The sequence below is a fragment of the Exiguobacterium sp. s50 genome, assembly GCF_018618175.1.
In the GTDB taxonomy this organism is placed as follows: Bacteria; Bacillota; Bacilli; order Exiguobacteriales; family Exiguobacteriaceae; genus Exiguobacterium; species Exiguobacterium chiriqhucha.
The window spans coordinates 160,939-185,519 of record NZ_JACSLP010000007.1 but is presented as its reverse complement, the minus strand read 5'-3'; the positions used below and the strand labels follow the sequence as shown (position 1 = coordinate 185,519).

Here is a 24,581-nt window from a genome sequence, read left to right as displayed (position 1 = left end):
GATTTTTAAACGTTTCCGGTCTCGAGCAGGTTCGTGCCCTCATGGGACGGGTAATGATTAGTATCTACAAATACTTATTTGACACCAAGACCTTACACCACGACTCGCGCACACTCACCCTCCATCCCTCTCCCGTGCCGGAGCGTGTCATCGCAGACGCCACAGTTCGGCAGACACCTTAGAGGAGGGGACCATCATGCAACGCACCAACCGACGTTTCATCGCACTCATTACATTCGTCCTCGTATTGATTGGCATGTGGGCACCGCATGGAAGTTACGCGAACACGACGATGACACCGACACCCATTTATGCACAAATTGAGTTGAGCCCCGAAGAAATCGAAGCATACGATGACGCGAGCCTCATCTACGCGGACGTCACGTATTACGGGGCGCGTGAGACGTCAACGATTTGGCGGTTCATGATTGACGCGACCGAGGTCGACGTGACGACAATCGACCAAATCACCTTGTATGACGGTGCCGGTGTTCCTTATTCATTCCCGAACGCCGTCTATGCGTTCCAGATGGAGGAACTTGTAGGTGAGTCAAGCGAACCGGGTGATGACGGGACGGAGACGGTTCCGGACGTCGATACACCGGGCGAGCCTCCGCTCGTTGAACCGGAGCCATCATTAGAGGAACCTGTCACCGAAGAAGTGGCCGCGCCCTCTGCTAGCCCAGCGGTTGCAATCGATCAATTGGTGCTCGGTGCCGACGGGCCGATCGAGCGTGTGTTAGGCGGGGATTTGGTGACATATCGGCTCGTCATCGATGTGACAGGCGCTCCGATTGAGAACTTGTCTGTGTCCAACACGGTGCCCGAAGCGTTGACCGTCGTCGCGGATTCGGTCGAAGTGCTCGGTCCGGAAGGCTCAGTCGCCCCGACGACCGTGAGCGGACCACCCGCTTTCAATTGGACGTTCCCGACGATACCGGTCGGGACGACGACGATTCAGTTCGACACGTTCGCACCAGATGTGACGAGTGAGACCGTCGTGACGAATACGTTCTGTATCGGCGTCGAAGATGAGACCGTGCCACCAGCTTGTACGGAGGCGAACGTCACGGTCGTAGCGAACGAGACGATCGGCCTCGAGGTCGGCAAAGAAGCGAACATTGACCAAGCCGTCGTCGGCGGGATGATCCCGTATACGTTCGTCATCGAGAACACAGGTGAGACGGCGCTCACGATCACATCCATCGAAGATGAGTTCTTTAGCGGCGACATCGACACCGAGGCGGTCGACACGTTCAATGCCAACATCCGCGAGCGTTTATTGGCACTCGTCGGCGATGACGGGCTGCTCGCCGGAGAACGGGTCGAGACGACCGTCAACTTAGTGATTCCTAGCGCTTACGACCGGACCAACGCTCCTGAAATCGGGAACGTGTTCCGCGTCGCGGCGACCGATGCTTTCGGCCGGGTCATCGATGCGGAGAGCCAACAGATCGTCTTATTGAATCAAGCCGACTTCACCGTCACGAAGACGGCGCGTCCCGAAGTGGTGCATCCTGGTGAGGCGATTCGCTATACGTATACGATCACGAACACGTCGAACGTCACGTTGTATTTCGTCGATGTCCTCGACGAATGGACGAGCGGGGCGTTGACGGTGAAGGAACAGCGCGAGACGACCGATACACTCCGAGACGGCATGCGTGCCCTGGCTGAAGTCGAGAACGGACTCGTCCCCGGCGAAGAAGTCGTGCTCGAGATGGAGAAAGTGCTCTTGCCCTCTTATGATGTGCGGGCCGGTGCGGTGCTCACGAACCGGACGACGTTCACGTTCGAAGTCAACCGTGAGGCGCGTGTGTCACGCGCGGCGGAGGCGACCGTGCACGTGAAGCAACCTATTCCGAAACCGGACGCCGATGACCGTGATGACCAAGATGAATCGGTCTATGTGCCGGAACCAACGACTCCGGTGACGCCAGACCAGGCGACCCTCCCGATGACCGGCACGACAAAAACGTGGGCAACGGCACTCGGTCTCGTCTTGATCGTGCTCGGCCTCCTGTTCTTGACGCATCGACGTCGTCCATCCATGAAAGCGTGACGTGGACACCCTTCAACGCCAGTTGAAGGGTGTTTTGCTGTGAATTAGCACTGATTCCGGTTCGACACTTTTTTCAACGGACGATTTTGTTATAATGGACGAAGTGTAACGAATCGATTCATTAAAGGAGTTCAGACATAGATGAAATGGAAACAATTGATTATCCCAACGCTCGCCGCGACCGTTTTTCTCGGCGGGTGCTCGATGAAAATCCCGATGGGGGAAGAAGAAGTCGCACCGACAGGCGAAGAGACGGCAGCCGAAGGGGTCACTCAAGCGATTGAGGCGCGCGATTCGTATTACCAGATGGTCATTCCGTTCAAACCGGCGGCGGCTCGAGGACTAGCTCAACGTCAAGTCAGCTCATCGCTCGAACTCGAAGAAGTGGAGCTCGGCCTCATGCGTCATTCGACCGGCGCGTTCGACCCGGAGAAGTACGCCTATCAAGAAGGACAGCTGTTGACGAGTGAAGACGTCTCGCGTCTGCTTGGCCGTAAAGACAAGACGTCGGAAGGACTCGTCCCGCTCAACCCGGCGTATGCGAACGGCACGGCCGAAGTGGCCGAGGAGCAGTTCGTCGAAGAGAACAAAAAGTCGCCACTCTATTTGGCGTCGCTCGTCGAACAAAACTATATGACGAAAACGGATAGTGGGTATCAACTCGGCGGTGTGTCGTTCGCCTTGATTTTGAATCAAGAGTACGTGTTCCAAGCGCCGAACTTCGGTCCGACCTATACGGAAAAGTTGGACGAGAAGAAAGTCATCGCTGAAGGAGAACGCATGGCGAATGAACTCGTCGCCCAGTTGCGGAAACGTGAGGACTTTAAAGACCTCGATATTAACGTCGCGTTGTATATGAAAGCGCCGCAAGGTTCACCGACACCAGGGAACTATATCAAATCGGCATTCGTCGGCTCAGCCAATGAAGTGGCGGCGAACGACTGGACCGCCATCGATGAGACCTATTATTACTTCCCGTCCGCCACGGCGACGACCGAAGTGCGCGACGATGCCCAAAAGTTCTCCCTCTTCAGTGACCGGATTGCCGATGTGTTCCCGGATTTCAGCGGAATGATTGGAAAAGGCTTCTATCAAAACGGCGAGTTGTCACGAATCGAAATCGACATCCCCATCCAGTTTTATAGCCGGGCCGAGCTCGTCGGGTTCACCCAGCACGTCGTCGGTCTGCTCGAGAACCGGTGGGAGTACAACCGGAACGTACCGGTTCGCATCAACGTCACCTCACTCGGTGGCCAACAAGCAGTGACCATCGTGTTCGAAGAAGGCATGGACAGTCCGAGAGTATATTTCTAATCGTAAGAAGGCATCGTGATGAAACGAATGCCTTCTTTTTTTCGTATGCTAAGTAACGAGGAAATTCTTTGACCTTCTTTGACCAAATCGGTAGAATAGACTTAACAGAATCGGGAAAGAAATAGGTGAGGTGAAACGAGATGGCAAAAAACTATTATGACGTCCTTGGCGTGCCGAAAGAGGCGTCCGACCAAGACATTAAGCGAGCGTATCGAAAACTGGCAAAACAATACCATCCGGATGTGAACAAAGATTCGGGCGCGCAGGATAAGTTCAAAGCAATCCAAGAAGCGTTCGATGTGCTGAGTGATCCTGATAAGAAAGCGAACTATGACCGCTATGGCAGTCCAGAAGGACCGACGTTCGGCGGAGGGACTTACAGCGGCGACGGATATGGGGAAGGATCGGCCCAGTTCGAAGACTTGTTCCGTCAGTTTGGCGGCGGGTCACGGACGACGTCGCGGACGTTCGGGTTCGAGGACATGTTTGGTAGCTTCTTTAATCAAGCGGTCGAAGAAGACCTCGATGAGACGGTCCGTGTCAACGTCCCACTCAGTCAATTGACGTCTGATTCCAAAGTGAGTCTGCGTCTCCAGACGGGAACGGTCAACGTGAAAATCCCGCAAGGCGCCCACGAAGGGCAAAAGTTACGGCTCAAAGGTAAGAGCAGCAAGGTCGGACAAGCGGGTGACCGCGGCGACGTGTACGTTGAGCTGCATTTCACGGATGATGATACGTACCGTCGAGAAGGAGCGAACGTCATTACCGTCAAACGGTTGCGCCCGCTCGCTTTCCTCGACGGCACAGAAGTCGTCGTGGCGACATTAGATGGTGGCCGGGTCAAACTGAAAGTGAAACCGGGGTCACGCCCGGGTCAACGGATGCGCATCCCAGGGCGCGGGTTCATGACCGCCTCGAAAGTACGGTCGGATCTCTTCGTCCAACTCGAAGTCGACTTGCCGCTAGACGCCGGCCACCGATCTGTTTACGAACAACTCGAACGTTGAGCCTAAGGAGGAAGCAGAATGGATTTCAATCGATTTACCGATAAAGCACATGAAGGCATCGTCAGTTCGCAGGCACTTGCGAAACAGTACCACCATAGCGAGATGAACGAATGGCACGTCTTGGCATCGATGATTTCACAAACGGACGGCATCGCGCCGCTCCTACTGCAAAAAATGGAGCTGAGCGTCGCCGAGATTGAGGCCGAGGTCGCGATGGCACTCAAGAACGCACCGAAGCTTCAAACGCCGACGACGCCGATGATTTCGGCCTCGCTGTTGAACGTGTTGACAACGGCGGAGCGGGAAGCGACCGGTATGAGTGACGAGTACGTCTCGGTCGAGCACGTCCTGCTCGGCATCATTATGAATAAGAGCCAAGCGCAAAGCATGCTCGAGCGCAAAGGTGTGACCGAAGAGAAACTACGCGAGGCGCTCGTCGCCGTCCGCGGAAATCGGCGCATCACGTCGAAGTCGCCGGAAGCGACGTATGACGTCTTGACGAAGTATGGCCGCGACTTGATTCAAGAAGTGAAGACCGGCAAAATCGATCCCGTCATCGGGCGTGATAGCGAGATTCGGCGCGTCATCCGCATCTTGAGTCGGAAGACGAAAAACAATCCGGTCTTAATCGGAGAACCGGGTGTCGGGAAGACGGCGATCGTCGAAGGGCTCGCCCAACGCATCGTTCGCGGTGACGTTCCGGAAAGCTTGAAAGATAAGACAATTTTCAGCCTCGATATGAGTTCGCTCGTCGCCGGGGCCAAATATCGCGGTGAGTTCGAAGAGCGGCTCCAAGCTGTCTTGAACGAAGTGAAAGAAGCGGAAGGGAAAATCATCCTCTTCATTGACGAACTGCATACGATTGTCGGGGCCGGCAAGTCCGAAGGGGCGATGGATGCCGGGAACATGCTCAAACCGATGCTCGCCCGCGGCGAACTCCACTGCATCGGCGCGACGACACTCGATGAGTATCGCCAATATATCGAGAAGGACCCGGCACTTGAGCGCCGTTTCCAACAAGTGCTCGTCGACGAACCGGACGTCGAAGACACGGTGTCGATTTTGCGCGGTTTGAAAGAACGCTTCGAGATTCACCACGGTGTCCGCATTCATGACAACGCGCTCGTCGCAGCGGCCGTCTTATCGAACCGCTACATCACCGACCGGTTCATGCCGGACAAGGCGATTGATCTCGTCGATGAGTCGTGTGCGATGATTCGGACGGAGATGGAATCGATGCCGGCCGAACTCGATGAACTCGTACGCCGCGTCATGCAACTCGAGATTGAGGAGGCGGCCTTGAAGAAAGAAAGTGATGACGCCTCGAAGAAACGACTCGATGCGCTGCAACAAGAACTCGCCTCGATTCGCGAACAGTCGGACGCGCTCCGACTCCGTTGGGAGAACGAGAAAGAGTCGACGCATCGCGTGCAACACATCCGTGGCGACTTGGAGAAAGTGAAGCTCGAACTGCAAGAAGCTGAGAGCCGCTATGATTTGAACCGGGCCTCCGAGCTCAAATATGGCCGTATCCCGGAACTCGAGCGTGAACTCGCGGAAGCGGAACGGCTCGCCGGTTCGGTGACACGTGAACTCGTCCGCGAAGAAGTGACCGAGGAAGAGATCGCCGAGGTCGTCTCGAAATGGACGGGGATCCCCGTGACGAAATTGACCGAAGGAGAGCGAGACAAGTTGCTCAACCTCGAGACGGTGCTCCATCAACGTGTCTTCGGACAAGACGATGCGATTCGCCTCGTCAGTGATGCCGTCATTCGGGCTCGAGCCGGCATTAAAGATCCGAACCGTCCGATCGGCTCGTTTTTGTTCCTCGGACCGACGGGTGTCGGGAAGACCGAACTCGGGAAAGCGCTCGCCGAGGCGATGTTCGACTCGGAAGACCATATCGTACGTCTCGACATGAGCGAGTATATGGAGAAACACGCCGTGTCGCGTCTCGTCGGGGCGCCTCCAGGTTATATCGGCTATGAAGAGGGCGGCCAGTTGACGGAAGCAGTCCGCCGCAACCCGTACTCGGTGCTCCTGCTCGATGAGGTGGAGAAAGCGCACGCCGATGTGTTCAACATCTTGCTGCAACTGCTCGATGATGGTCGCTTGACCGATTCGCACGGACGTGTCGTCGACTTCAAAAACACAATCGTCATCATGACATCGAACATCGGGGCCGACATCTTGCTCGAAGCGGCGAAAGATGGTGTCATCGATGAGGCGGAAGAACGCCAAGTCATCGAGCGGCTCCGCCGCCACTTCCGTCCCGAGTTTTTGAACCGGGTCGATGAGACGATTTTGTTCCATCCGCTCACGCGGGCTCAAATCGGCCAAATCGTCGAGAAAGCGGTCGCGCGCATGGGTAGTCGCTTGACGGCGCGCTCGATTCAAATCGAGATCACGGATGCTGCGAAAGTGTTTATCGCCGACGAGGCGTATGAGCCACAGTTCGGGGCCCGTCCAATCAACCGGTACGTACAACGGACGATTGAGACGAAACTTGCCCGTAGCATTCTCGCCGGAGATATCGAGGACGGCCAGACGGTCGTCATCGATGTCGAGAACGACGAGTTGACGCTTCGTCCTGCGACGGTGACGCATTAAACATTGAAAGAGCGCTGGCTGATGCCGGCGCTCTTTGTTTATGAGATAGGTGCAGGTTGATAGATGCAGTACGGTTCTTCGGCCTTATAGTCGCCGGTGACGGCATAAGCGCGAGCCCGCGAGCCGCCGCATACGTAACGATACTCGCAGTAGCCGCATTTTCCGTGGTGGGTATCGGGATCGCGTAGTGATTTAAAAACCGGGTGGTGCCGGTAAATCTCGGCGAGCGGTGTTTGTTTCACGTTGCCGCACGTAATCGGTAAGAAACCGGACGGCTGCACGTCGCCCGTATGCGAGATGAACACGAAACCGTTCCCGTCATTCGTGCCGCGGGGTGCCTTGGCGAGATCGTCATGCGGATGGCCGATGGGCGACAATCCAACTTGTTTTCGTTTTAAGTTCTCTTGCCGGGCGATGCGCCGATAAAACTGGGCTTCGGTCGTCGAGATGATGAATGGGACGTGTTCTTGCAAAGCGAACGCCCAGCGGAGTACTTCTTCATGCCGTTCTGGGGAGATGGGCTGCAGGAGCGACCCGCGGCCGGTCGGCACGAGGAAGAACAGCGTCCACACCGACACACCGAGTTCACCGACGAGTTTGGCGATGTCCGCGAGTTGATCGACGTTATATTCCGTGACCGTCGTATTGATTTGGAATGACATGCCTTCTTCCCGGAAATAAGAGATGCCGCGCAACGTCCGTTCGAAACTGCCGCGGGTACCCCGGAAATAGTCGTGTGACTTGGCGTCCGGACCGTCGAGCGAGAACGCCCAACGCGTCAATCCGGCATCTTTCGCCCGTTTGACGGCGTCATGGGTCACGCGTGGCGTTGCCGATGGGGTCATCGATACGCGCATTCCGAGCGAGGCGGCGTATTCCGTCAACTCGAACAAGTCTTCGCGCATGAGCGGGTCGCCACCTGTGAAGACAAGAATCGGGTTGTCCATCGCATGAATGTCGCGGATGAGCGCCTTACCTTGGGCGGTGTCGAGTTCACCCGGATAACGATGGAACTGAGCCTCGGCCCGGCAATGGACGCATGACAGTGCACAGGCGCGTGTCACTTCCCAAATGACGATGAACGGATTCTCGTTGTAGTCGATTCGTTTCATACGGACACCACCTGTCTTGCCATGATGCGGGTGACGGCTTGTTTGGCCGAGTCGACGCAGTCGGGGAGACCGACGCCGTGCAAAATCGCCCCACAAGCTTCGACGCCGTCGAGGGAGGACAATGTTTCCTCGAACGCGCGCACGTATTGTTTATGGCCGACCTCATACTGCGGCATCGTGTCGACGTGACGCTCGACTCTCGTGAAGATCGGGTTACCGACGTGTTGAATTTTTCGAAGCTCACGGAGCGCGAAATCGGCAATCGTCTCGTCGGATTCCGTCAACAGGTCGGGAACGAACGCGGAGCCGATGTAGACGCGTAACAGCGCCTTGTTTTCGGGTGCCATATGCGGCCATTTCTTATGCATCCAGCTACAAGCGGTCAAGGCGTTGCCTTCGCCCTTGGCGATGACGTAACCCGTCCCGTCGAGTGCCTCGACGTCTGCTTTCTCGAACGCCGCGAGCACGGTGATGGAAGACGTGCGTTTCAATGACGACAACCGTTCCGCTTCTGGGAGACCGAGGAGCGGGCCGAGCGCGTTCGGCGAGGAGGCTAACACGATGCCGTCAAACGACTCGACCGTTCCGTCCTCGAGCACCACTTCATGGGGCCGGACTGCCGCGACCCGTGTCCCGAGACAGAGGCGATCAATCGATGGACGGAGCGCCTCGATCAAGACACCAAGCCCTTGGCCGAGCGATAAAAATTTACCGGCCTCGCGCGGTTTGACACCGGCTTGGACAGGAGGTGTCAATGCTTTCATACCGAGAATCAGGCTGCGTGTTTTTTGTTCAATCGTGATAAACTGAGGGAAAGTAGACTCGATGCTCATATCGTCGAGCGTACCATTGTAAATCCCAGACAGGAGCGGTTCGATCATTGCCTCGACGACTTCCGACCCGAGCCGGGCCCGAAAGAACGTATCGAGCGAGATATCTGATCCCGCATAGACGCGGGGCAACACGAGGTCCATACCGGCCCGAAACTTGCCGCGCCACGTGAACAGATCCGTCTTGACCATCGGCCAGAACTTGGTCGGGATGCCCATAACCGAACCGGCGGGCATCTGTCGCAGTCGGTTCCGGACGTAAATGTACGAGGTCCCGATCATCGACCGGACGAGATCGTCGTCAAGCCCAAGTTCGGTGATCAGCTCGGTCAATGTCGGCTTACGGGCCATATATCCGTCCGGCCCACATTCTAAGACGAAGCCGTCTCGATAAACGGTCTTGATTTTTCCGCCAATCCGGTCACTTGCTTCATACAATGTGACATGCGCTCCCGTCTGTTTTGCATAATACGCGGCGGCCATGCCGGTAATCCCTCCACCGATGATTGCAATCTTGTTCAATCCATTCACCCATTTCTATGTAGTATTCCTACTAACGGTACCGAGAATGTTGACGTAGACATAGGATAAGTCTCACACGGTTCTAGACAAATTCGTCACGATTGGAAGGAGGACCACCTATGATTTGGTTCGGGATAACGGCGGCGGTCGTCGTGGTCGGTATTATCGCGTTCATCGTCTCGATGAATCGGCATGGTGAGAAGCTCGAAGGTGACGAGGACAGCCCATCGGTCATATGGGCCGACGAGGAATGGTATAAGCCGGATAAGGAAGACGGTCCACTTGATGGTTAACCGTCTTCAAATATGTTAAGATGACCCGGGTAAAAACTATCGGACATGGGGTGATTGGATGAACGTATTGGAACAGCAGTTGGCGCATTTGGTCGACGAGTGTCGTCCGTACACAGCACAAGGAAAAGTCGCCGACTATATTCCGGAGCTCGCGCATGTACAAGATGATTTGCTCGGCGTGGCGATTTGCCTACCTGATGGTTCTTATATTCATGCGGGGGACGTCCATCATAAGTTCACGATTCAAAGCGTGTCAAAGGCGTTGACGCTCTGTTACGTCTTGATGGAGTTCGGGGAAGATTACGTGTTCTCGAAAGTCGGCATGGAACCGACGGGGGATGCGTTCAACTCGATTGCCAAACTTGAAGAGACGGTGCCATCGAAACCGCTCAATCCGATGATTAACGCCGGGGCGCTCGCGGTCACGAGCATGATTTTAGGGGACACGGCGGAGCTGAAAATCTATCAGTTCCGTCAATTTTTGGCGACGTTGCTCGATGTCCCGGTCGAGGAAGTCACGTATAACGAAAAAGTCGCTCGCTCGGAATACGAGACGACCGACTTGAACCGGGCCTTGCTCTATTTCATGCGCCATCACGGAATCGTCGAGGGCGATGTCGATGAGATTATCGATGTGTATACGAAACAGTGTGCCATCGAAATCGATTGTTTTGACTTGGCTCGCATCGGCCGGATTCTATCCGGTAACGGCGAAGACCCGGTCACAGGCGAGGAATTGATTCCGCGTCGCGTCGTCCGTATCGTCAAAGCCATCATGACGACGTGCGGCATGTACGACGCATCGGGTGAATTTGCCGTCCGTGTCGGCCTGCCTGGAAAGAGCGGGGTGTCGGGTGCGATTCTCGCGACCGGCAAACACGAGCTCGGATTGAGTGATGTCGGCTTTGGGATTTTCGGTCCCGCCCTCGACTCGAAAGGGAACTCGATTGCCGGGATGAAGTTGCTTGAACTGCTCGTCGAACGCTACACGTCGCGCTAAAGCTTGATGGCGTCGACCGATTCGTCGAGTCGGGTGTGCAGCTTCTGGACGACTTCTTTATAGTCGTCGGTCAAGGCGGCTGGCGGCGTGAAATCGGTCCAGCGCAACAACAGCTGATGCCGGTCATTCATATCACCAAGTTCGGTCTGGAGCCGCTTCAGTTTTTGAACTTGGTCTTTTGAGGCGCTCGGCTCATAGTTCAATAAGTACTCATTCAAATAGCGCTCCCGCTTCACGGCGAGCCGGACTTTGTGGAGGGTATCGAGCCGGTCGTTCCGTTTCGTCGCTGCGTGATGGGTCGCGATGCGCCGCTTGCGGTCGGCTTTGGCTTTATCGAGAAACACCGCCGCGTCTTGTTTGCGAAAGGCGCGGAACAGCTGCCCGCCAATGAAGCGACGGACTTGCTGGTCAAGCGAAGGCGTCATTTTTTCGGTCACACGCGCTTTCAACAGCGTGCGGTCCTTGGCCCGTTGTGTTTCGACATGCTCAACAAAAGCTTGATCGAGCTCGGTCTCGACGGCAAATCCTTCAAGGAGGACATCTCCGTCACGCACCGCACCGAGCGCCTCCATCAACTGTTTCAATTGACGATACGTCGAAGGCTTCGTGTCGTACAGTTGCATGAACGTCAATAGCTTGCGTAGATGGACCCGGGCTTGGTGGATATCTTCACTGTTTTGAAACGTGAGCGCCTCGGTCATATAATGATTGAACGTGTTCCACGTCTCTAACAGCTCATATTTTAATTTTTCCGCATTCCGTTGATTCATTCTAATTTTTCCTTTCTGAAATGAGATGAGGTTGCCCATGTATCAAACACATTCACTAAATGAAAAAATCAAACTGTTCTTCACCATCTTCTTCCCGATTTTGGTGACACAAGTGTCCTTTTACTTAATCAGCTTTTTTGACACAGTCATGTCGGGCCGAGCCGGCGCCGTCGATTTGGCGGGTGTCGGTGTCGGGTCGAGTTTATGGATGCCGGTGTATACGGGGTTGAGCGGGATTCTGCTCGCTGTCGCCCCAATCGTCGCCCAGGCGCTCGGGGCCCGCAATATCCAGCAGATTCAACGGACGCTGTACCAAGGCGTATACTTAGCGATCGGTCTGAGCATCGCGACGCTCGTGCTCGGCTTTTGGCTCGTCCCGACGGCTGTCGACGGCATGGGACTGAGTGAGGAAGGGAAACGGATTGCCAAAGGGTATTTGCTCGCACTCGGATTCGGGGTGTTGCCGATGTTCTTGTTCAACGTGCTACGCACGCTCATGGACTCGCTCGGCAAAACGCGAATCTCGATGCTACTTATACTATTAGGGTTACCCATTAACGTCGGATTAAATTACATCTTCATCTTTGGAAAACTCGGCGTCCCGGCCTATGGCGGTGTCGGGGCGGGAATCGCCTCGGCCATCACATATTGGTTGCTCTTCTTTATGGCGTTCGCGTTTGTCCGGAACGGCAAGCCTTTCCTTGAATATCGTTTCTTGCGCTCAGTGGAGCGTATCTTCTGGCCGAGACAGAAAGAACTGCTCAAGCTCGGGACACCGATCGGTCTCGCCATTTTTGCGGAAGTGAGCATCTTTGCGGCGGTGACGTTGCTCTTGAGTGAATATGGAGACAATATCGTCGCGGCCCACCAAGCGGCCATCAACTTCGCTTCATTTGTCTATATGTTGCCGTTGTCCGCGTCGAGCGCACTCACGATTGTCGTCGGCTATGAGCTCGGGGCCCGGCGGCTCCAAGACGCCGTACGCTATGCCAAAATCGGTATCGTCCTTTGTCTCGGTGTGTCATCATTCTCGGGAGCGCTTCTGTTTTGGCAAAATGAACGGGTTGCGGCCATCTATACGAACGATGCGGCCGTCGTGGAACTCGCGGCCCACTTCATGATTTTTGCGGTCTTCTTCCAATTATCGGATGCGGTCGCCGCCCCGATTCAAGGGATTTTACGCGGGTTCAAGGACGTCAACGTGACGCTCATCTTGTCGCTCATCGCCTATTGGGTCATCGGCCTCCCGCTCGGCTATGCGCTTGCCGAACAGTTCGGTTTCGGACCGGACGGCTATTGGATTGGTTTGATTGCGGGTCTAGCGGCCGGAGCCGTGTTGCTGGTCATGCGTCTCATTCATATCGTCAAACGGTATGAGGCCCAACCGATTACGAACGAAACATCCTAACCGAGACAGGTTGACGCTACGGCGTCAGCCTTTTTGTTGTTTGAGGGGGAAACAGGATGGGCAAAGAACTGGGGAAATCGAGTTTGTCAGTTAGTGATATTGGTCTATACAACTATACTGGTTTTTGATATGATAACGATGAAGCTACTTGAAGAAAGGTGGATGACCGATTATGGTAATCATCAATGCACACATCGTTTCGGGGGACGAAACGTGGGAACGAGGCTATATCCAATTCGATGGCACGACGATTGTGAGCGTCGGTGCGATGGAGGACTATCAGGCAGGAACAGATAAAGAGATTGACGTTCGTGGGGCACTCGTGACGCCAGGCATGATTGACGTTCACATCCACGGCGGTTACGACGTCGATACGATGGATGCGGACGTGGATCGACTACGTCATCTCAGCCGTTCGATGCTCGCTGAAGGTGTGACGTCTTATTTTGCGACGACGATTACACAGTCACCGACTGCCATTACGAAGGCGTTGCAAGCAGCCCGGACTGTCATCGAGGCGGGAGACACGTCCCTCGTCGGCATCCATCTAGAGGGACCGTTCGTCAACGTCGACAATGCGGGGGCACAGCCGGCCGAATATATTATCGATCCCGATGCAAATCAATTCCGCACATGGCAACAGGAGGCGGGCGGTCACATTCGCCTCGTCACGTATGCGCCGGAACGTCCGGGAGCACGTGAGCTTGAACAGGTGATGGGTGAAACCGGTGCAATCGGATCGACCGGACACACGAACGCCACGTTTGCCGAGAACAAGGAAGCGAACGTCAAGCATGGCACGCACTTATACAATCAGATGCGAGGGATTCATCATCGGGAGCCGGGAACGGTCGGCTATTGTCTGTTGGAGCGGGACGTCATGGTTGAAATCATTCCAGACGGGATTCACAGCCGTCACGAGATGGTCGACTTCGCCTATCGCATGAAAGGGGCCGACGGTCTCGTCGTCATTACGGATGCGATGCGCGCCAAAGGTCTTCCGGACGGCCGTTATGAACTCGGGGGTCAACCGGTCATCGTCGAAGGCGGGGCGGCTCGACTCGAAGCCGGGAACTTGGCCGGCAGCGTCTTGACGATGGACGCGGCGTTCCGCAACATGCTGTTATACACGGGATGCACGGTGCAAGAAGCGGTGAAGATGACGTCAGCGAACCAAGCGCGTGAGTTCGGCTTGACGAACAAAGGGGCCATCGCGCCTGGCTTCGACGCGGATCTCGTCATTTGGGATGACGCAATGACGGTTATAACGACGATTCATCAAGGACAGGTCAGTTATTCGAAGGAGGACATGCAATGAACATATTAGTGGCGAACACACCGACGGACGCAGAAGAAATCGCATATACACTCATCAAAGAGCGGGTCGCCGGGAAGCGCGATTTCGTGCTCGGACTCGCGACGGGCAGTACACCGGTCGGGATGTATCAGATGTTCAAACGAGATCGGCTCGACTGCAGTCATGTGACGAGCGTCAATCTTGATGAGTATATCGGGCTCGCGCCGAGTCATCCGCAAAGCTATCATCACTTCATGGAAGAGAAGCTGTTCAATGACATCCCATTCAAACAGAGCCATCTGCCTCATGGTGACGCGGCCGACCCGGAAGCGGAAGCGGCTCGCTATGAACAGCTCGTCCGCTCGATTGGTGTCGACCTGCAATTGCTAGGCATCGGAGAGAACGGACATATCGCCTTCAATGAGCCGGGTACCGCGCTCGATGCGAAGACGCATGTGACCGAACTGACCGAGTCGACGCGTGAAGCGAACCGCCGTTTCTTCGATTCAATCGAAGACGTGCCGACGCAGGCCATCACGATGGGACTCGATACGATTATGAACGCACGCGAGATCGTCCTCGTCGCGACCGGTACCCGTAAAGCCGAAGCCGTGCATCACATGATTGAGAGCGTGCCGACGATTGACTGGCCGGCTTCCATCTTACAGGCGCATCCAAGTGTGACCATCGTGCTCGATGCCGAAGCGGCCTCGGCTTGTAGCAATGTGTTACAGGCGCGTGGCAGTGAAGCGGCCGACCGATTCTTTTCGATCCGAGCTTGATGACCTGGAGACAAGTGTCTCCAGGTTTTTTCTCGTTAACTGTGGGAAATTGTATGGAAATGGATTTGTAATCAAAACGTTTTCGACAAAAGTCGAGGTTTCCTCTATAATAGGTGAAGCTCATATCATTCGATCGCGAAGGAGAAACTCATGAATTCAAGAACCCAAGCTCGTAGACGGCGCAAAGGCCCGTCTGCGTTTTATAAGCTGTTCAGCGCCCTTGTATTGATTGCCGTCATCGTTGGCTCAAGCATGTATGGAACGGCTTTTTATAAAGCGCATAACATGCTGTCAGGTACTCAAGTGACGCTTGAGGATGATCCGACTATCGAACCGACTCGATTTGATAAAGAGGATACCGAGAGCTTCCTCGTGCTCGGGACGGACTTGTCCCCGCAGAAGAAAGCGCGCGGCGAGTATGGTCGGTCTGACGTCATGATTGTCGTCATTCTGAACAAGAAAAACAAACAGACGACGATGCTCAGCATCCCGCGTGACTCGTACGTCAACATCGACTATACGGGCTTCAATATCCCGTACGGTAAGACGGGTCTCGATCAAGACAAAATCACGCACGCCTATTACTTCGGGTCGATGGATGAATCGAACCCGAACAACGGTATGCGGATGGCGACGAACACGATTGAAGACTTGGTCGGCATCGACATCGACCACGTCGTCTCCCTCAACTTCCAAGGGTTCGTCGACTTCATCGATGCCGTCGGCGGGGTCGAAATCGACGTCCCGTTCTCGTCTGAACAGAAGAGTTACGACGCCTCACGAGAAGTCGTCCAAGTCGAAGCAGGGCTTCAGCAGTTATCGGGCGAAGAGGCACTCGCTTACGTCCGTAACCGCTATGACGACCCACGCGGAGACATCGGTCGCGGACAGCGTCAGATGGAAGTCATCAATGCCGTCCTTGACCAAGCGCTCGGCACGTCGCTCATCAACAACTACGACAAAGTGTTGAAAGCAGTCGGGGACAACATGCAGACGACGCTCGGTCCGAACGATTATATGCGTTTAATCGAGGACGTCGGCGCCCTCAACAACACGGTTCAATATCAGTTGACCGGTGAAGGGGCCCGCGGTGTCGACGGTCATTTCTATTACTTCTTGAACGAGCCGTTGCTCGAAGAAGTTCGTTACCGCGTCCAACAGGCCGATGCCGGGAATGAAGTCGAGCCGATGACCGATACCGAGCTTGAGACGTATATGTACGACCCAGCCGGAATCACGTATGAAGCACAATAAAAAAATGGTTTGCCGTCCGCGGCAAACCATTTTTTTATGTGCGTTCCATCGCAACGGTGAACGAGTAGGCGTCGCCGCGGAACAAGGAACGGCTATATTCGAACATGTCCCCGTTCTCGAGATACGTCCGTTGGTCGATTAAGAGCACAGGGGCGTTCGGAGAAATCGTCAACAGCTTTGCTTCCTCCGGTCCCGCGCTCCTCGCCTCGAGGGTTTGGGTCGCATTCTTCAACCGGAGCCCTGACTGCTCGGCGAACTCGTAAATCGAACCGACGGCATCTGTCTCGGTCAAGTTCGGTAGTAAGGCGACCGGGATGTATGCCGTCTCGAGGGCGAGCACGTTCTCATCGGCGAGACGGAGACGTCGCATCTCATAGACGGGCGTGTCGAGCGCGACGCTCAATTTTTGGGCGATTTTGGCCGGGGCTGAAATCGTCTGGAACGACAACAGGCGGCTAAACGGACGCATGCCCCGATGTTTGATTTCTTCCGAGAAACTTGTCAATCCGGACAAGGCCATCGTGATTTTCTTGTTGGCGACGAACGTGCCTCGGCCTTTTTGACGGCTCAAATAACCGGCGTTGACCAAGTTTGTGATCGCTTGGCGGACCGTCATCCGACTCACGTTATAGCGCTCGGAAAACTCCCGTTCGGATGGGATGGATTCCCCGGGTTGGAGCTCGCCGGCATCTATTTGTTGCTTTAAATAGGCTTCGATTTGATAATAAATAGGTAGCGGTGATTGTTTATCAATCTGTAACATGCATATCGCTCCTGACTGCTAAAGTAAGTGTTTCTTATTATAGACCAAATTAGACTAGTTGTCTGAACATATCCTACAGAAAAGGCGGCGATCAAGATGAAGCCATGGCAATTTGAAACGACGGTGACCGACGTGCGCACCGATGCGCGCGGGACGTGGGTCGCGCTTGAATCCACATTATTTTATGCGGAAGGCGGGGGCCAACCTCCGGACGTCGGAACACTCGACGGACAACCCGTTCTCGATGTGCAACGGGTCGAGGAGGTCGTCTGGCATTTAGTCGAACCGGGGCTCGAACGTGGGACGTTCGTGACCGGCATAGTCGATGAAGCGGTCCGTCACGACCACTCGATTCAACACACGGCTCAGCACGTGTTGACGGCTTTATTGGAAGACGAATACGGCATTCAGACGCTCAGCTTCGGCATCGGACAAGAGGAGTCGTCGCTTGAAATCGAGACAGAGACGCTCGATTGGACTCAAATCGAGTCGTTGGAACGAGACGTGCAACGCATCATCTTTGAGAACCGTCCCGTCTCCACGTACGAACTCGCGTCCGCAGAGGTCGAGGTCAATCGGTTACGCAAACCGACCGATCGCACCGGGATGATCCGGATCGTCGACATTGAGGGACTCGATTACAACGCGTGCGGTGGGACACATGTCGAGACGACCGGCCAACTTGGGATCGTCCATGTGACCTCGATGAAGAAAGTTCGTGGGAACGTTCGTTTGACGTATGTTGCCGGTCACCGGGCCTTGTCCGCCATCCATTCGTCACGGACGGCGTTGCGGACGATTCACCAAACGTTATCGACGACGAACGAGACGGTCGCTGCCCGTGTCCTCGAGGAACGAAATCTTCGTCTCGAGCGGGACAAGGAAGTGAAGGCGCTCGAGGCGCGCGTCGCGAAAGCGAAAGTCGCTGCCTTTTTGCAGGAAGACAATTACGTCATCACCCATATCGGTAAGACGGAAGCGGAGACGTTGACGACGACCATCGTCGAACGCATCGCCGCGACGGGCCGAATCGCTGTCGGAGCCAATCATACGGGTCAAAAGCTATGGCTCATGCATGACGGGACACATGACATCGCCATCGGTAAATTCTTAAAACGGACGCTCGACGACCTCGGCATCGGTCGCGGTGGCGGCAGTCATAAACAAGCCCAGGCCCGATTCGAATCGGTCATCGAGTTGGAACGCGCGACGGCAGAAATCGTGAAACGGCTTCAGGAAGGGATGGTATCATGTTGAAGATTGAGCACGGCACGGGAGCAGAACTGATTGAACAGGCACGGGTTGTGCGGGCGACAGTGTTTATTCACGAGCAAGGCATCGCCCCTGAAATCGAGTATGATGAGCTTGACCCAGCCTGCATCCATTTCGTCGGGACAGTGGACGGTGAGCCGGTGACGACGGCGCGTCTGCGTCCAATCGGTGACGCGGTCGGGAAAGTCGAGCGGGTCGCCACACTCGCTTCGGCGCGCGGCAACGGGTATGCGAAAGAGGTTATGCTCGCTATCGAGTCCGTCGCCCGGACGAGCGAGTTACATGAGCTCAAACTTGGCGCTCAACTGACGGCACTCCCTTTCTATGAGCGTCTCGGATATGAGGCGTACGGGGACGAATTTTTAGACGCGGACATCCCGCATCGGATGATGAAAAAGACGTGGTGATTGTTTTTAGAAATTTTCCTTTTTTATAAAAAAAGGTTGGCAAGCCGGGATGCATTTGTTATAACTAAAACTAACAACTGACAGATAGAGGTTGCGAATGACATGAGTACGCTTGATCGACACGGACGCATTCCGGATCGAGCCGAAAGGGGAATTTCGCCGAAGTCGACGTTCGCATGCGTACGAACGAAGGCTGGGGTAGTCGTGAATAACGCCTACACTGCCATGGATGAAATGCCATGGAGCGCTATCTACGGAACGATTCTTTAATCGTTTTTCAACTGCGCGTACAAGCGGCAGACCGTAGGGAGAGTGCTTCCTACCGGTCTGCCGCTTTTTCTGTTGGTGGACATCATGAAAGTGGGGAACCTGATGACAACCGTATTGAAATTTGGAGGCAGCTCCGTTGCCACGATTGAACAAATCCAGGCCATTTCCGAATATTTACAGACACGGGCCGCGGCCGGAGAAAAACTTGTCGTCGTCGTCTCCGCGATGGGGAAAACGACTGACTCACTGTTGTCACTCGCCAAACAAATCACGGAACGCCCGATGATTCGTGAACTGGACCGCTTGCTCGCGGTCGGTGAGGAGCAGACGATCAGCCTGCTCAGCATCGCTTTAAACTCTCGAGGCGTGGCTGCCATCTCGCTTACCGGACAACAAGCCGGGATCGACACGATGGGCATTCACACGAAAAGTAAAATCAAGGCGATTCGCAAAGAAGTGCTCGAAGAGAAGCTCCGGACATATGACGTCGTCATCGTCGCCGGTTTCCAAGGTGTCAACGAGTTCGGTGATGTGACGACGCTCGGACGAGGCGGATCGGATACGACCGCTGTCGCCTTGGCCGCCGTCCTCAGCAAACGCTGTGAGATTTACACAGACGTCGCCGGTGTTTATACGGCTGACCCGCGCATCCATCCGACGGCCCGCCGATTAGATACCGTCTCGTATGACGAGATGATGGAGATGAGCGCGCTCGGGTCGAAAGTGATGGAGATGCGTAGCGTAGAGCTCGCGAAAAAATTTGATGTGAACATCTTTGTAGGAAAGACGCTTGCGAGCGAAGGAGGAACATGGATCATGGATATGACACAGGCGATGGAACAAAAAGCGGTGACGAGCGTGAGCGTCGTGAAGAACGTGCTCAGCGTCTCAATCAAACATATTCCACATTCGGTGGCAGGAGTTGCCGACATTTTCGAGAAATTGTCACAGCGTCATGTCAATATCGATATGATCAGTCAGACCGCGTTCGATGGTGAAGTATTCCTGTCGTTCACCTGTCCGCTCGATGAAGAAGCGTTTCTCGAAGAGGCGCTCGCGGAACTGACTGAGACGTTCCCACAAATCAAAATCGACCGTCATACCGAGCATGCGAAAATCTCGGTCGTCGGCATCGGCATGCGTGACGCGACCGGTGTCGCAGCCGAACTGTTCGCCACGTTCCGCGAGAGCGGAATCCCATTCTATCAAGTCACGACATCCGAGATTAGCATCTCGTACACGATTAACGAACAAGACGTCGAAGCAGCCGTCGCGGCCATCGCGACCCGCTTCAAGTTATAAGGAGGACGCCACATGTATAACGTAGCCGTCGTCGGTGCGACCGGTGCCGTCGGCCAAAAGATGATTGAAGTATTGACCGAGTATGAATTCCCGATTAACGAATTGATGTTGTACGCATCGGCCCGTTCGGCCGGGAAGACCGTGAACGTGAACGGCAAGGACGTCGTCATCCGGGAACTGTCGGACGCGATTTATGCGGACCCAATCGATATCGCGCTCTTCTCAGCCGGTGGGAGCATCAGTGAACAATATGCGCCTCGCCTGAGTGAACAAGGTGTCATCGTCATCGACAACTCGAGTGCATTCCGGATGCAGGCGGACATTCCGCTCATCGTACCGGAAGTGAACCGAGTCGAACTGAGCCCGGACAAGACGCTCATCGCCAACCCGAACTGCTCGACGATCCAATCGGTCGTCGCGCTCGCACCACTCGCGGAAGTATACGGATTGACGCGTGTCGCCTATACGTCGTATCAAGCCGTCTCTGGCTCGGGCCAAAAAGGGATTGAAGACTTGGAACGCGGAGCACGTGGGGAAGAGCCGAAGAACTATCCGTATCCGATTTACGATAACGTCTTGCCACACATTGATGTGTTCTTAGAGAACGGTTATACGAAAGAAGAACAGAAGATGATTGAAGAGACACGCAAGATTTTAAACGCGCCGAACCTCGGTGTCACCGCAACATGTGTCCGTGTCCCGGTCCGCAACAGCCATGCCGTCTCCATCACGGTCACGCTCGACCGCGACGCGACGCTCGCAGAAGTGAAAGCCGTGCTCGCGGACGCGCCAGGTGTCGTCTTGATGGATAACCCAGGGGAGCTCGTCTATCCGACACCGCTCGATGCGAACGGGACAGACGACGTGTACGTCGGTCGTATCCGTGTCGATGAGTCACAGCCGAACACGTTCCATCTCTGGTGCGTCGCTGATAATGTTCGAAAAGGCGCGGCAGCGAACGCCGTCCAAATCGCCCAATGCATGATTGGGCAGACTGCTACGAAATAAGGGGGAGATTATATGTTCACAGGAGTCGCAACCGCACTCGCTACACCGTTTCAAGCAGACGGTCAGCTACATCTCACAGCATGGGAAGCGTTGATTGAAGATCAAATTAAAGAAGGTGTCAGCGGTCTCGTGATCGGGGGAACGACTGGTGAGGGCATGACCATCACGGACGAAGAGTTCGAGACGCTTCTCGTCAAAGCGATTGAAGTCGCTGCCGGCCGCGCCGTTATCATCGCTGGAACCGGGTCGAACAACACGGCGCTCAGCATTCAAAAGACGAAACGGGCCGCCGAACTCGGAGCCGAGATGGCGATGGTCGTCACGCCTTATTACAACAAGTCGACGCAAGCGGGTCTGATTGCCCATTTCACAGCGATCGCCGACGCGTCACCGATTCCGCTCATGCTCTACAACGTACCATCGCGGACGGGCGTCGCCCTTGATCCGGCAACGGTTGGGGAACTCGCTGATCACCCACGCATCGCTGCGCTTAAAGAAGCGAGCGGGGATATCTCGGTGATGGCTCAAATGATGGCGCACGTGCCGGAAGGCTTCCCAGTCTATTGCGGGAACGATGATCAAATCCTTCCTTATATGGCTTGGGGGGCGCAAGGTGTTGTCTCGGTCCTTTCGAACGTCTATCCGGGTGCGACGGTCGCCTTAGCCGAAGCGCTCCTCGCTGGAGACTTGGAGACGGCGCGCCGCTGGCAGCTCCGACTGCTCCCGGTCATTGACGAATTGTTCGCGGAAGTGAATCCGATTCCGGTCAAAGCAGCACTCAATGCGCGCGGCTTCGAGTTCGGTGCACCACGTCTCCCGCTCGTCCCGATGAGCGCGACGGCCGAGGCCCGCTTGTTATCGGCAATGGAGCAGTTCAATGAGGTGAGACAGTGAACTTACTCATTCATGGATACGGCGCGATGGGACAGATCGTCGAAGAAGTCGCCCGGACACAAAACTTGACCGTTGCAGCCATCGTCTCACCGGCTGGAGGGGAACATCCCGTCTCGATACAAGATGTCGAGGCCGACGTCGATGTCGTCATCGACTTCTCGAACCCGGCGTTGTTGGATGACGTACTCGCGTTCGGGAAAGCCAAGCAAATCCCGCTCGTCATCGCGACGACGGGCTTCTCGGAAGCAGAGCTCGCCAAAATTGAAGCGGCGTCTCAGGAGATCCCGATTTTCCAGTCGTATAATACGTCTTATGGGATCGCGCTCCTGAAACAGTTGCTCGACCAACTCGTCCCGCTCACGCTCGGTTATGACATCGAAGTGATTGAGGCGCACCACCGCAAAAAAGTCGATGCACCGAGCGGGACGGCGGAATTGCTCGCCCGTGCCATCGAGGCGAAACGCGACGTGACACCGGTATATGACCGGACACCGCGCCGCGAAGCGCGTGCAGCCGATGAACTCGGCATGCATTCGGTACGCGGGGGGACGATTTTTGGAGAACATACCGTCCTCTTTGCCGGAGACGACGAAATGCTTGAATTGAAACACACGGCCCTGTCCAAACGCGTCTTCGCGAACGGGGCACTCGCTGCGGCGGCAACGATTCTTGACCGCCCAGCCGGACTATACAATTTAACGAACCTATACGAGGAGGCCACTCATGTTACTCACAAACGCTTATGAAATCGCGCAATACATTAAAGATGCCAAGAAAGAAACGCCTGTCAAATTGTACGTTAACGGTCAATTGGCCGGTCTGACAATCGAAGATGCCAAAGCTTTTGGAACAGACGAGTCGAAACTGTTCCTTACAACGGCTGAACGTGCGGCTGCTTTCCTAGAAGCGAACGCTGCCGTCATCACGGACACGCACCTCGAGTACGATCGCCGGAACAGCGCCGTACCGATGCTCGATACGACGCAGTTGAATGCCCGCATCGAACCAGGTTCGTTCATTCGCGACCACGTTCAAATCGGGAACAACGTCGTCGTCATGATGGGTGCTGTCATCAATATCGGTGCCGTCATCGGTGACGGGTCGATGGTCGATATGAACGCGGTCATCGGTGCCCGCGGGACACTCGGGAAAAACGTCCACCTTGGCGCTGGCGCTGTCGTGGCGGGTGTTCTTGAGCCACCTTCAAAAGATCCGGTCATCATCGAAGACGGTGTCATGGTCGGTGCGAACGCCGTCATTTTGGAAGGCGTCCGCATCGGTGAAAATGCCGTCGTCGCAGCAGGTAGTGTCGTCACGCAAGACGTACCGCCAGGCGTCGTCGTTGCCGGTACACCAGCCCGCGTCATTAAGCAAAAAGATGAAAAAACCGCAGAAAAAACACAACTTGTTGATGACTTACGCTCCCTGTAACGTATAATAGACAGAAAATATCAAAAATGAATGGGAGAGTTGAACAATGGAACAGTATGGACAATGGATGTGGCAAGACGGGGCTTGGATCGAGCCGAGTGATGCGAACACGAGTATCATGACGCACGCAATTCACTACGGTAGTGGGTTCTTTGAAGGGATTCGGGCATACCACACAGAGGAAGGCCCGGCCATCTTCCGACTCCGTGAACACTTGGAGCGACTCGTTCGTTCGTGTGCATACTATCACGTCGACTTGCCGTACACGGTCGATGAGCTCGAACAAGCGACAATCGAATTGATTGAACGCAACGGATTCGAAGCTTGTTACATCCGCCCATTCGTTTTCCTCGGCACACCTTGGCAGGCACTCATGCCGACGCAGGAAACGAAAGTACACGTCGCCATCTCGTGCTGGCCGCTCGGCGAATATTTCAGCAAGACGGTTGGAATCCGCGCGAAAGTCGCCTCGTATCGCCGTGTCTCTTCGACGATGATGCCGATGCAAGCGAAAGCGGCAGCGAACTATATGAACTCGCAACTCCTTAAAGGAGAAGCGGTCCGTGACGGATATGACGAAGCGATTGCCCTCGACATGAACGGAAACGTCAGCGAGGCGAGCGTCGCCAACATCTTCCTCGTAAAAGGAAACAAAATTTTCACACCGTCACTCGATTGCTCGGTGCTCGACGGCATCACGCGTCAAACGGTGATCGAACTTGCCCGTGAGGAAGGGTTCGAGGTCATCGAACGCCACATCGGACGTGACGAACTATATGTCGCAGATGAGATTTTCTTAACAGGAACGGCGGCTGAAGTGACGAGCGTCATCGAAATCGACAATATTTCGATTGGTGGCGGCGTTCAAACGGTCGCGACGAATATGCTCTCGCGTTACCGTGAGGCTGTGACAGGACAAATCGCAGGCCACCGTGATTGGGTCACGTTCGTCAAAGCTGGAGTCAAAGAGTAA

22 protein-coding genes and 1 riboswitch are annotated in these 24,581 nt (G+C 55.1%); of the genes, 18 read left to right on the top strand and 4 right to left on the bottom strand.

What is annotated here, in order from left to right:
• Positions 1-196 precede the first annotated feature (196 nt).
• The 4 genes from KNP68_RS11610 (at position 197) to clpB (ending at position 6,993) form a co-directional block, all read left to right on the top strand.
• A complete protein-coding gene (locus KNP68_RS11610; protein WP_214799632.1) occupies positions 197-2,062 on the top strand; it encodes a DUF7507 domain-containing protein in 1,866 nt (621 codons plus the stop codon).
• Between the two features lie 141 nt (positions 2,063-2,203).
• On the top strand, positions 2,204-3,376 hold the full coding sequence (locus KNP68_RS11605; RefSeq protein ID WP_214799630.1) for a CamS family sex pheromone protein: 1,173 nt from the start codon (positions 2,204-2,206) through the stop codon (positions 3,374-3,376).
• 140 nt (positions 3,377-3,516) lie between these two features.
• On the top strand, positions 3,517-4,383 hold the full coding sequence (locus KNP68_RS11600) for a DnaJ C-terminal domain-containing protein (RefSeq protein WP_021065212.1): 867 nt from the start codon (positions 3,517-3,519) through the stop codon (positions 4,381-4,383).
• Between the two features lie 18 nt (positions 4,384-4,401).
• Positions 4,402-6,993, top strand: coding sequence for an ATP-dependent chaperone ClpB (clpB, locus tag KNP68_RS11595; protein WP_058765687.1), 2,592 nt, complete (start codon positions 4,402-4,404; stop codon positions 6,991-6,993).
• 38 nt (positions 6,994-7,031) lie between these two features.
• Here clpB and KNP68_RS11590 read toward each other — a convergent pair whose 3' ends face one another.
• Both KNP68_RS11590 and hemG read right to left on the bottom strand, forming a co-directional pair.
• Entirely contained in the window at positions 7,032-8,105 is a 1,074-nt protein-coding gene (locus KNP68_RS11590; protein ID WP_214799628.1) for a TIGR04053 family radical SAM/SPASM domain-containing protein, read from the bottom strand.
• Complete coding sequence (gene hemG / locus KNP68_RS11585; protein ID WP_214799626.1) at positions 8,102-9,466, bottom strand: protoporphyrinogen oxidase; 1,365 nt, start codon at positions 9,464-9,466, stop codon at positions 8,102-8,104. Before hemG ends, KNP68_RS11590 begins: the two co-directional genes overlap by 4 nt.
• 110 nt (positions 9,467-9,576) lie before the next feature.
• Here hemG and KNP68_RS11580 point away from each other — a divergent pair, with 110 nt between their 5' ends.
• Complete coding sequence (locus tag KNP68_RS11580; RefSeq protein ID WP_165569465.1) at positions 9,577-9,750, top strand: hypothetical protein; 174 nt, start codon at positions 9,577-9,579, stop codon at positions 9,748-9,750.
• Positions 9,751-9,808: 58 nt separating this feature from the next.
• Positions 9,809-10,750 carry a glutaminase A gene (gene glsA / locus KNP68_RS11575; protein WP_021065217.1) on the top strand — a complete coding sequence of 314 codons (942 nt, stop codon included), beginning with the start codon at positions 9,809-9,811 and terminating at the stop codon, positions 10,748-10,750.
• On the opposite strand, the gene KNP68_RS11570 is transcribed toward glsA, so the two are convergent.
• Positions 10,747-11,520 carry a CHAD domain-containing protein gene (locus KNP68_RS11570; protein WP_131472924.1) on the bottom strand — a complete coding sequence of 258 codons (774 nt, stop codon included), beginning with the start codon at positions 11,518-11,520 and terminating at the stop codon, positions 10,747-10,749. The genes glsA and KNP68_RS11570 overlap by 4 nt on opposite strands.
• Before the next feature lie 37 nt (positions 11,521-11,557).
• On the opposite strand from KNP68_RS11570, the gene KNP68_RS11565 reads away from it, so the two are divergent.
• The 4 genes from KNP68_RS11565 to KNP68_RS11550 all read left to right on the top strand — a co-directional run bounded on the left by KNP68_RS11565 (position 11,558) and on the right by KNP68_RS11550 (position 16,261).
• Complete coding sequence (locus KNP68_RS11565; RefSeq protein WP_214799624.1) at positions 11,558-12,928, top strand: MATE family efflux transporter; 1,371 nt, start codon at positions 11,558-11,560, stop codon at positions 12,926-12,928.
• Between the two features lie 172 nt (positions 12,929-13,100).
• On the top strand, positions 13,101-14,246 hold the full coding sequence (gene nagA, locus KNP68_RS11560) for an N-acetylglucosamine-6-phosphate deacetylase (RefSeq protein WP_214799622.1): 1,146 nt from the start codon (positions 13,101-13,103) through the stop codon (positions 14,244-14,246).
• A complete protein-coding gene (nagB, locus tag KNP68_RS11555; RefSeq protein ID WP_021065221.1) occupies positions 14,243-15,007 on the top strand; it encodes a glucosamine-6-phosphate deaminase in 765 nt (254 codons plus the stop codon). Before nagA ends, nagB begins: the two co-directional genes overlap by 4 nt.
• A gap of 150 nt (positions 15,008-15,157) precedes the next feature.
• Positions 15,158-16,261, top strand: a complete 1,104-nt coding sequence (locus tag KNP68_RS11550) for an LCP family protein (protein WP_021065222.1) — start codon at positions 15,158-15,160, stop codon at positions 16,259-16,261.
• A 34-nt stretch (positions 16,262-16,295) separates the two neighbouring features.
• Here KNP68_RS11550 and KNP68_RS11545 read toward each other — a convergent pair whose 3' ends face one another.
• Positions 16,296-17,024 (bottom strand): GntR family transcriptional regulator, encoded by a 729-nt coding sequence (locus KNP68_RS11545; RefSeq protein ID WP_029596096.1) that lies wholly within the window; start codon positions 17,022-17,024, stop codon positions 16,296-16,298.
• A gap of 96 nt (positions 17,025-17,120) precedes the next feature.
• Between KNP68_RS11545 and KNP68_RS11540 the strand changes: the two genes are divergently transcribed.
• From KNP68_RS11540 to KNP68_RS11505, 8 genes are all read left to right on the top strand, one after another.
• A complete protein-coding gene (locus tag KNP68_RS11540) occupies positions 17,121-18,281 on the top strand; it encodes an alanyl-tRNA editing protein (protein WP_214799619.1) in 1,161 nt (386 codons plus the stop codon).
• Positions 18,275-18,703, top strand: a complete 429-nt coding sequence (locus KNP68_RS11535) for a GNAT family N-acetyltransferase (protein ID WP_029596095.1) — start codon at positions 18,275-18,277, stop codon at positions 18,701-18,703. The genes KNP68_RS11540 and KNP68_RS11535 overlap by 7 nt, the downstream gene beginning before the upstream one ends.
• A 77-nt stretch (positions 18,704-18,780) precedes the next feature.
• A riboswitch (Lysine riboswitch) is annotated at positions 18,781-18,961 on the top strand.
• A gap of 114 nt (positions 18,962-19,075) precedes the next feature.
• On the top strand, positions 19,076-20,275 hold the full coding sequence (locus KNP68_RS11530; protein ID WP_021065226.1) for an aspartate kinase: 1,200 nt from the start codon (positions 19,076-19,078) through the stop codon (positions 20,273-20,275).
• Positions 20,276-20,287: 12 nt separating this feature from the next.
• On the top strand, positions 20,288-21,283 hold the full coding sequence (locus KNP68_RS11525; RefSeq protein WP_214799618.1) for an aspartate-semialdehyde dehydrogenase: 996 nt from the start codon (positions 20,288-20,290) through the stop codon (positions 21,281-21,283).
• Positions 21,284-21,295: 12 nt separating this feature from the next.
• Positions 21,296-22,177 (top strand): 4-hydroxy-tetrahydrodipicolinate synthase, encoded by an 882-nt coding sequence (gene dapA / locus KNP68_RS11520; RefSeq protein WP_214799616.1) that lies wholly within the window; start codon positions 21,296-21,298, stop codon positions 22,175-22,177.
• Positions 22,174-22,923: a 4-hydroxy-tetrahydrodipicolinate reductase gene (gene dapB, locus KNP68_RS11515; protein WP_029596093.1), complete on the top strand. Its 750-nt coding sequence runs from the start codon at positions 22,174-22,176 to the stop codon at positions 22,921-22,923. Before dapA ends, dapB begins: the two co-directional genes overlap by 4 nt.
• A complete protein-coding gene (dapD, locus tag KNP68_RS11510) occupies positions 22,901-23,608 on the top strand; it encodes a 2,3,4,5-tetrahydropyridine-2,6-dicarboxylate N-acetyltransferase (RefSeq protein ID WP_021065230.1) in 708 nt (235 codons plus the stop codon). The genes dapB and dapD overlap by 23 nt, the downstream gene beginning before the upstream one ends.
• 46 nt (positions 23,609-23,654) lie before the next feature.
• The gene (locus KNP68_RS11505; RefSeq protein WP_021065231.1) at positions 23,655-24,581 is read left to right on the top strand and encodes a branched-chain amino acid transaminase; all 927 of its coding nucleotides are present in this window, start codon (positions 23,655-23,657) and stop codon (positions 24,579-24,581) included.

Bases quoted from the DNA above. Each gene is read 5' to 3' on its own strand.
- KNP68_RS11610 (WP_214799632.1), top strand. From the start codon at position 197: ATGCAACGCACCAACCGACGTTTCATCGCACTCATTACATTCGTCCTC.
- KNP68_RS11605 (WP_214799630.1), top strand. From the start codon at position 2,204: ATGAAATGGAAACAATTGATTATCCCAACGCTCGCCGCGACCGTTTTT.
- KNP68_RS11600 (WP_021065212.1), top strand. From the start codon at position 3,517: ATGGCAAAAAACTATTATGACGTCCTTGGCGTGCCGAAAGAGGCGTCC.
- clpB (WP_058765687.1), top strand. From the start codon at position 4,402: ATGGATTTCAATCGATTTACCGATAAAGCACATGAAGGCATCGTCAGT.
- KNP68_RS11590 (WP_214799628.1), bottom strand. From the start codon at position 8,105: ATGAAACGAATCGACTACAACGAGAATCCGTTCATCGTCATTTGGGAA.
- KNP68_RS11580 (WP_165569465.1), top strand. From the start codon at position 9,577: ATGATTTGGTTCGGGATAACGGCGGCGGTCGTCGTGGTCGGTATTATC.
- glsA (WP_021065217.1), top strand. From the start codon at position 9,809: ATGAACGTATTGGAACAGCAGTTGGCGCATTTGGTCGACGAGTGTCGT.
- KNP68_RS11570 (WP_131472924.1), bottom strand. From the start codon at position 11,520: ATGAATCAACGGAATGCGGAAAAATTAAAATATGAGCTGTTAGAGACG.
- KNP68_RS11565 (WP_214799624.1), top strand. From the start codon at position 11,558: ATGTATCAAACACATTCACTAAATGAAAAAATCAAACTGTTCTTCACC.
- nagA (WP_214799622.1), top strand. From the start codon at position 13,101: ATGGTAATCATCAATGCACACATCGTTTCGGGGGACGAAACGTGGGAA.
- nagB (WP_021065221.1), top strand. From the start codon at position 14,243: ATGAACATATTAGTGGCGAACACACCGACGGACGCAGAAGAAATCGCA.
- KNP68_RS11550 (WP_021065222.1), top strand. From the start codon at position 15,158: ATGAATTCAAGAACCCAAGCTCGTAGACGGCGCAAAGGCCCGTCTGCG.
- KNP68_RS11545 (WP_029596096.1), bottom strand. From the start codon at position 17,024: ATGTTACAGATTGATAAACAATCACCGCTACCTATTTATTATCAAATC.
- KNP68_RS11540 (WP_214799619.1), top strand. From the start codon at position 17,121: ATGAAGCCATGGCAATTTGAAACGACGGTGACCGACGTGCGCACCGAT.
- KNP68_RS11535 (WP_029596095.1), top strand. From the start codon at position 18,275: ATGTTGAAGATTGAGCACGGCACGGGAGCAGAACTGATTGAACAGGCA.
- KNP68_RS11530 (WP_021065226.1), top strand. From the start codon at position 19,076: ATGACAACCGTATTGAAATTTGGAGGCAGCTCCGTTGCCACGATTGAA.
- KNP68_RS11525 (WP_214799618.1), top strand. From the start codon at position 20,288: ATGTATAACGTAGCCGTCGTCGGTGCGACCGGTGCCGTCGGCCAAAAG.
- dapA (WP_214799616.1), top strand. From the start codon at position 21,296: ATGTTCACAGGAGTCGCAACCGCACTCGCTACACCGTTTCAAGCAGAC.
- dapD (WP_021065230.1), top strand. From the start codon at position 22,901: ATGTTACTCACAAACGCTTATGAAATCGCGCAATACATTAAAGATGCC.
- KNP68_RS11505 (WP_021065231.1), top strand. From the start codon at position 23,655: ATGGAACAGTATGGACAATGGATGTGGCAAGACGGGGCTTGGATCGAG.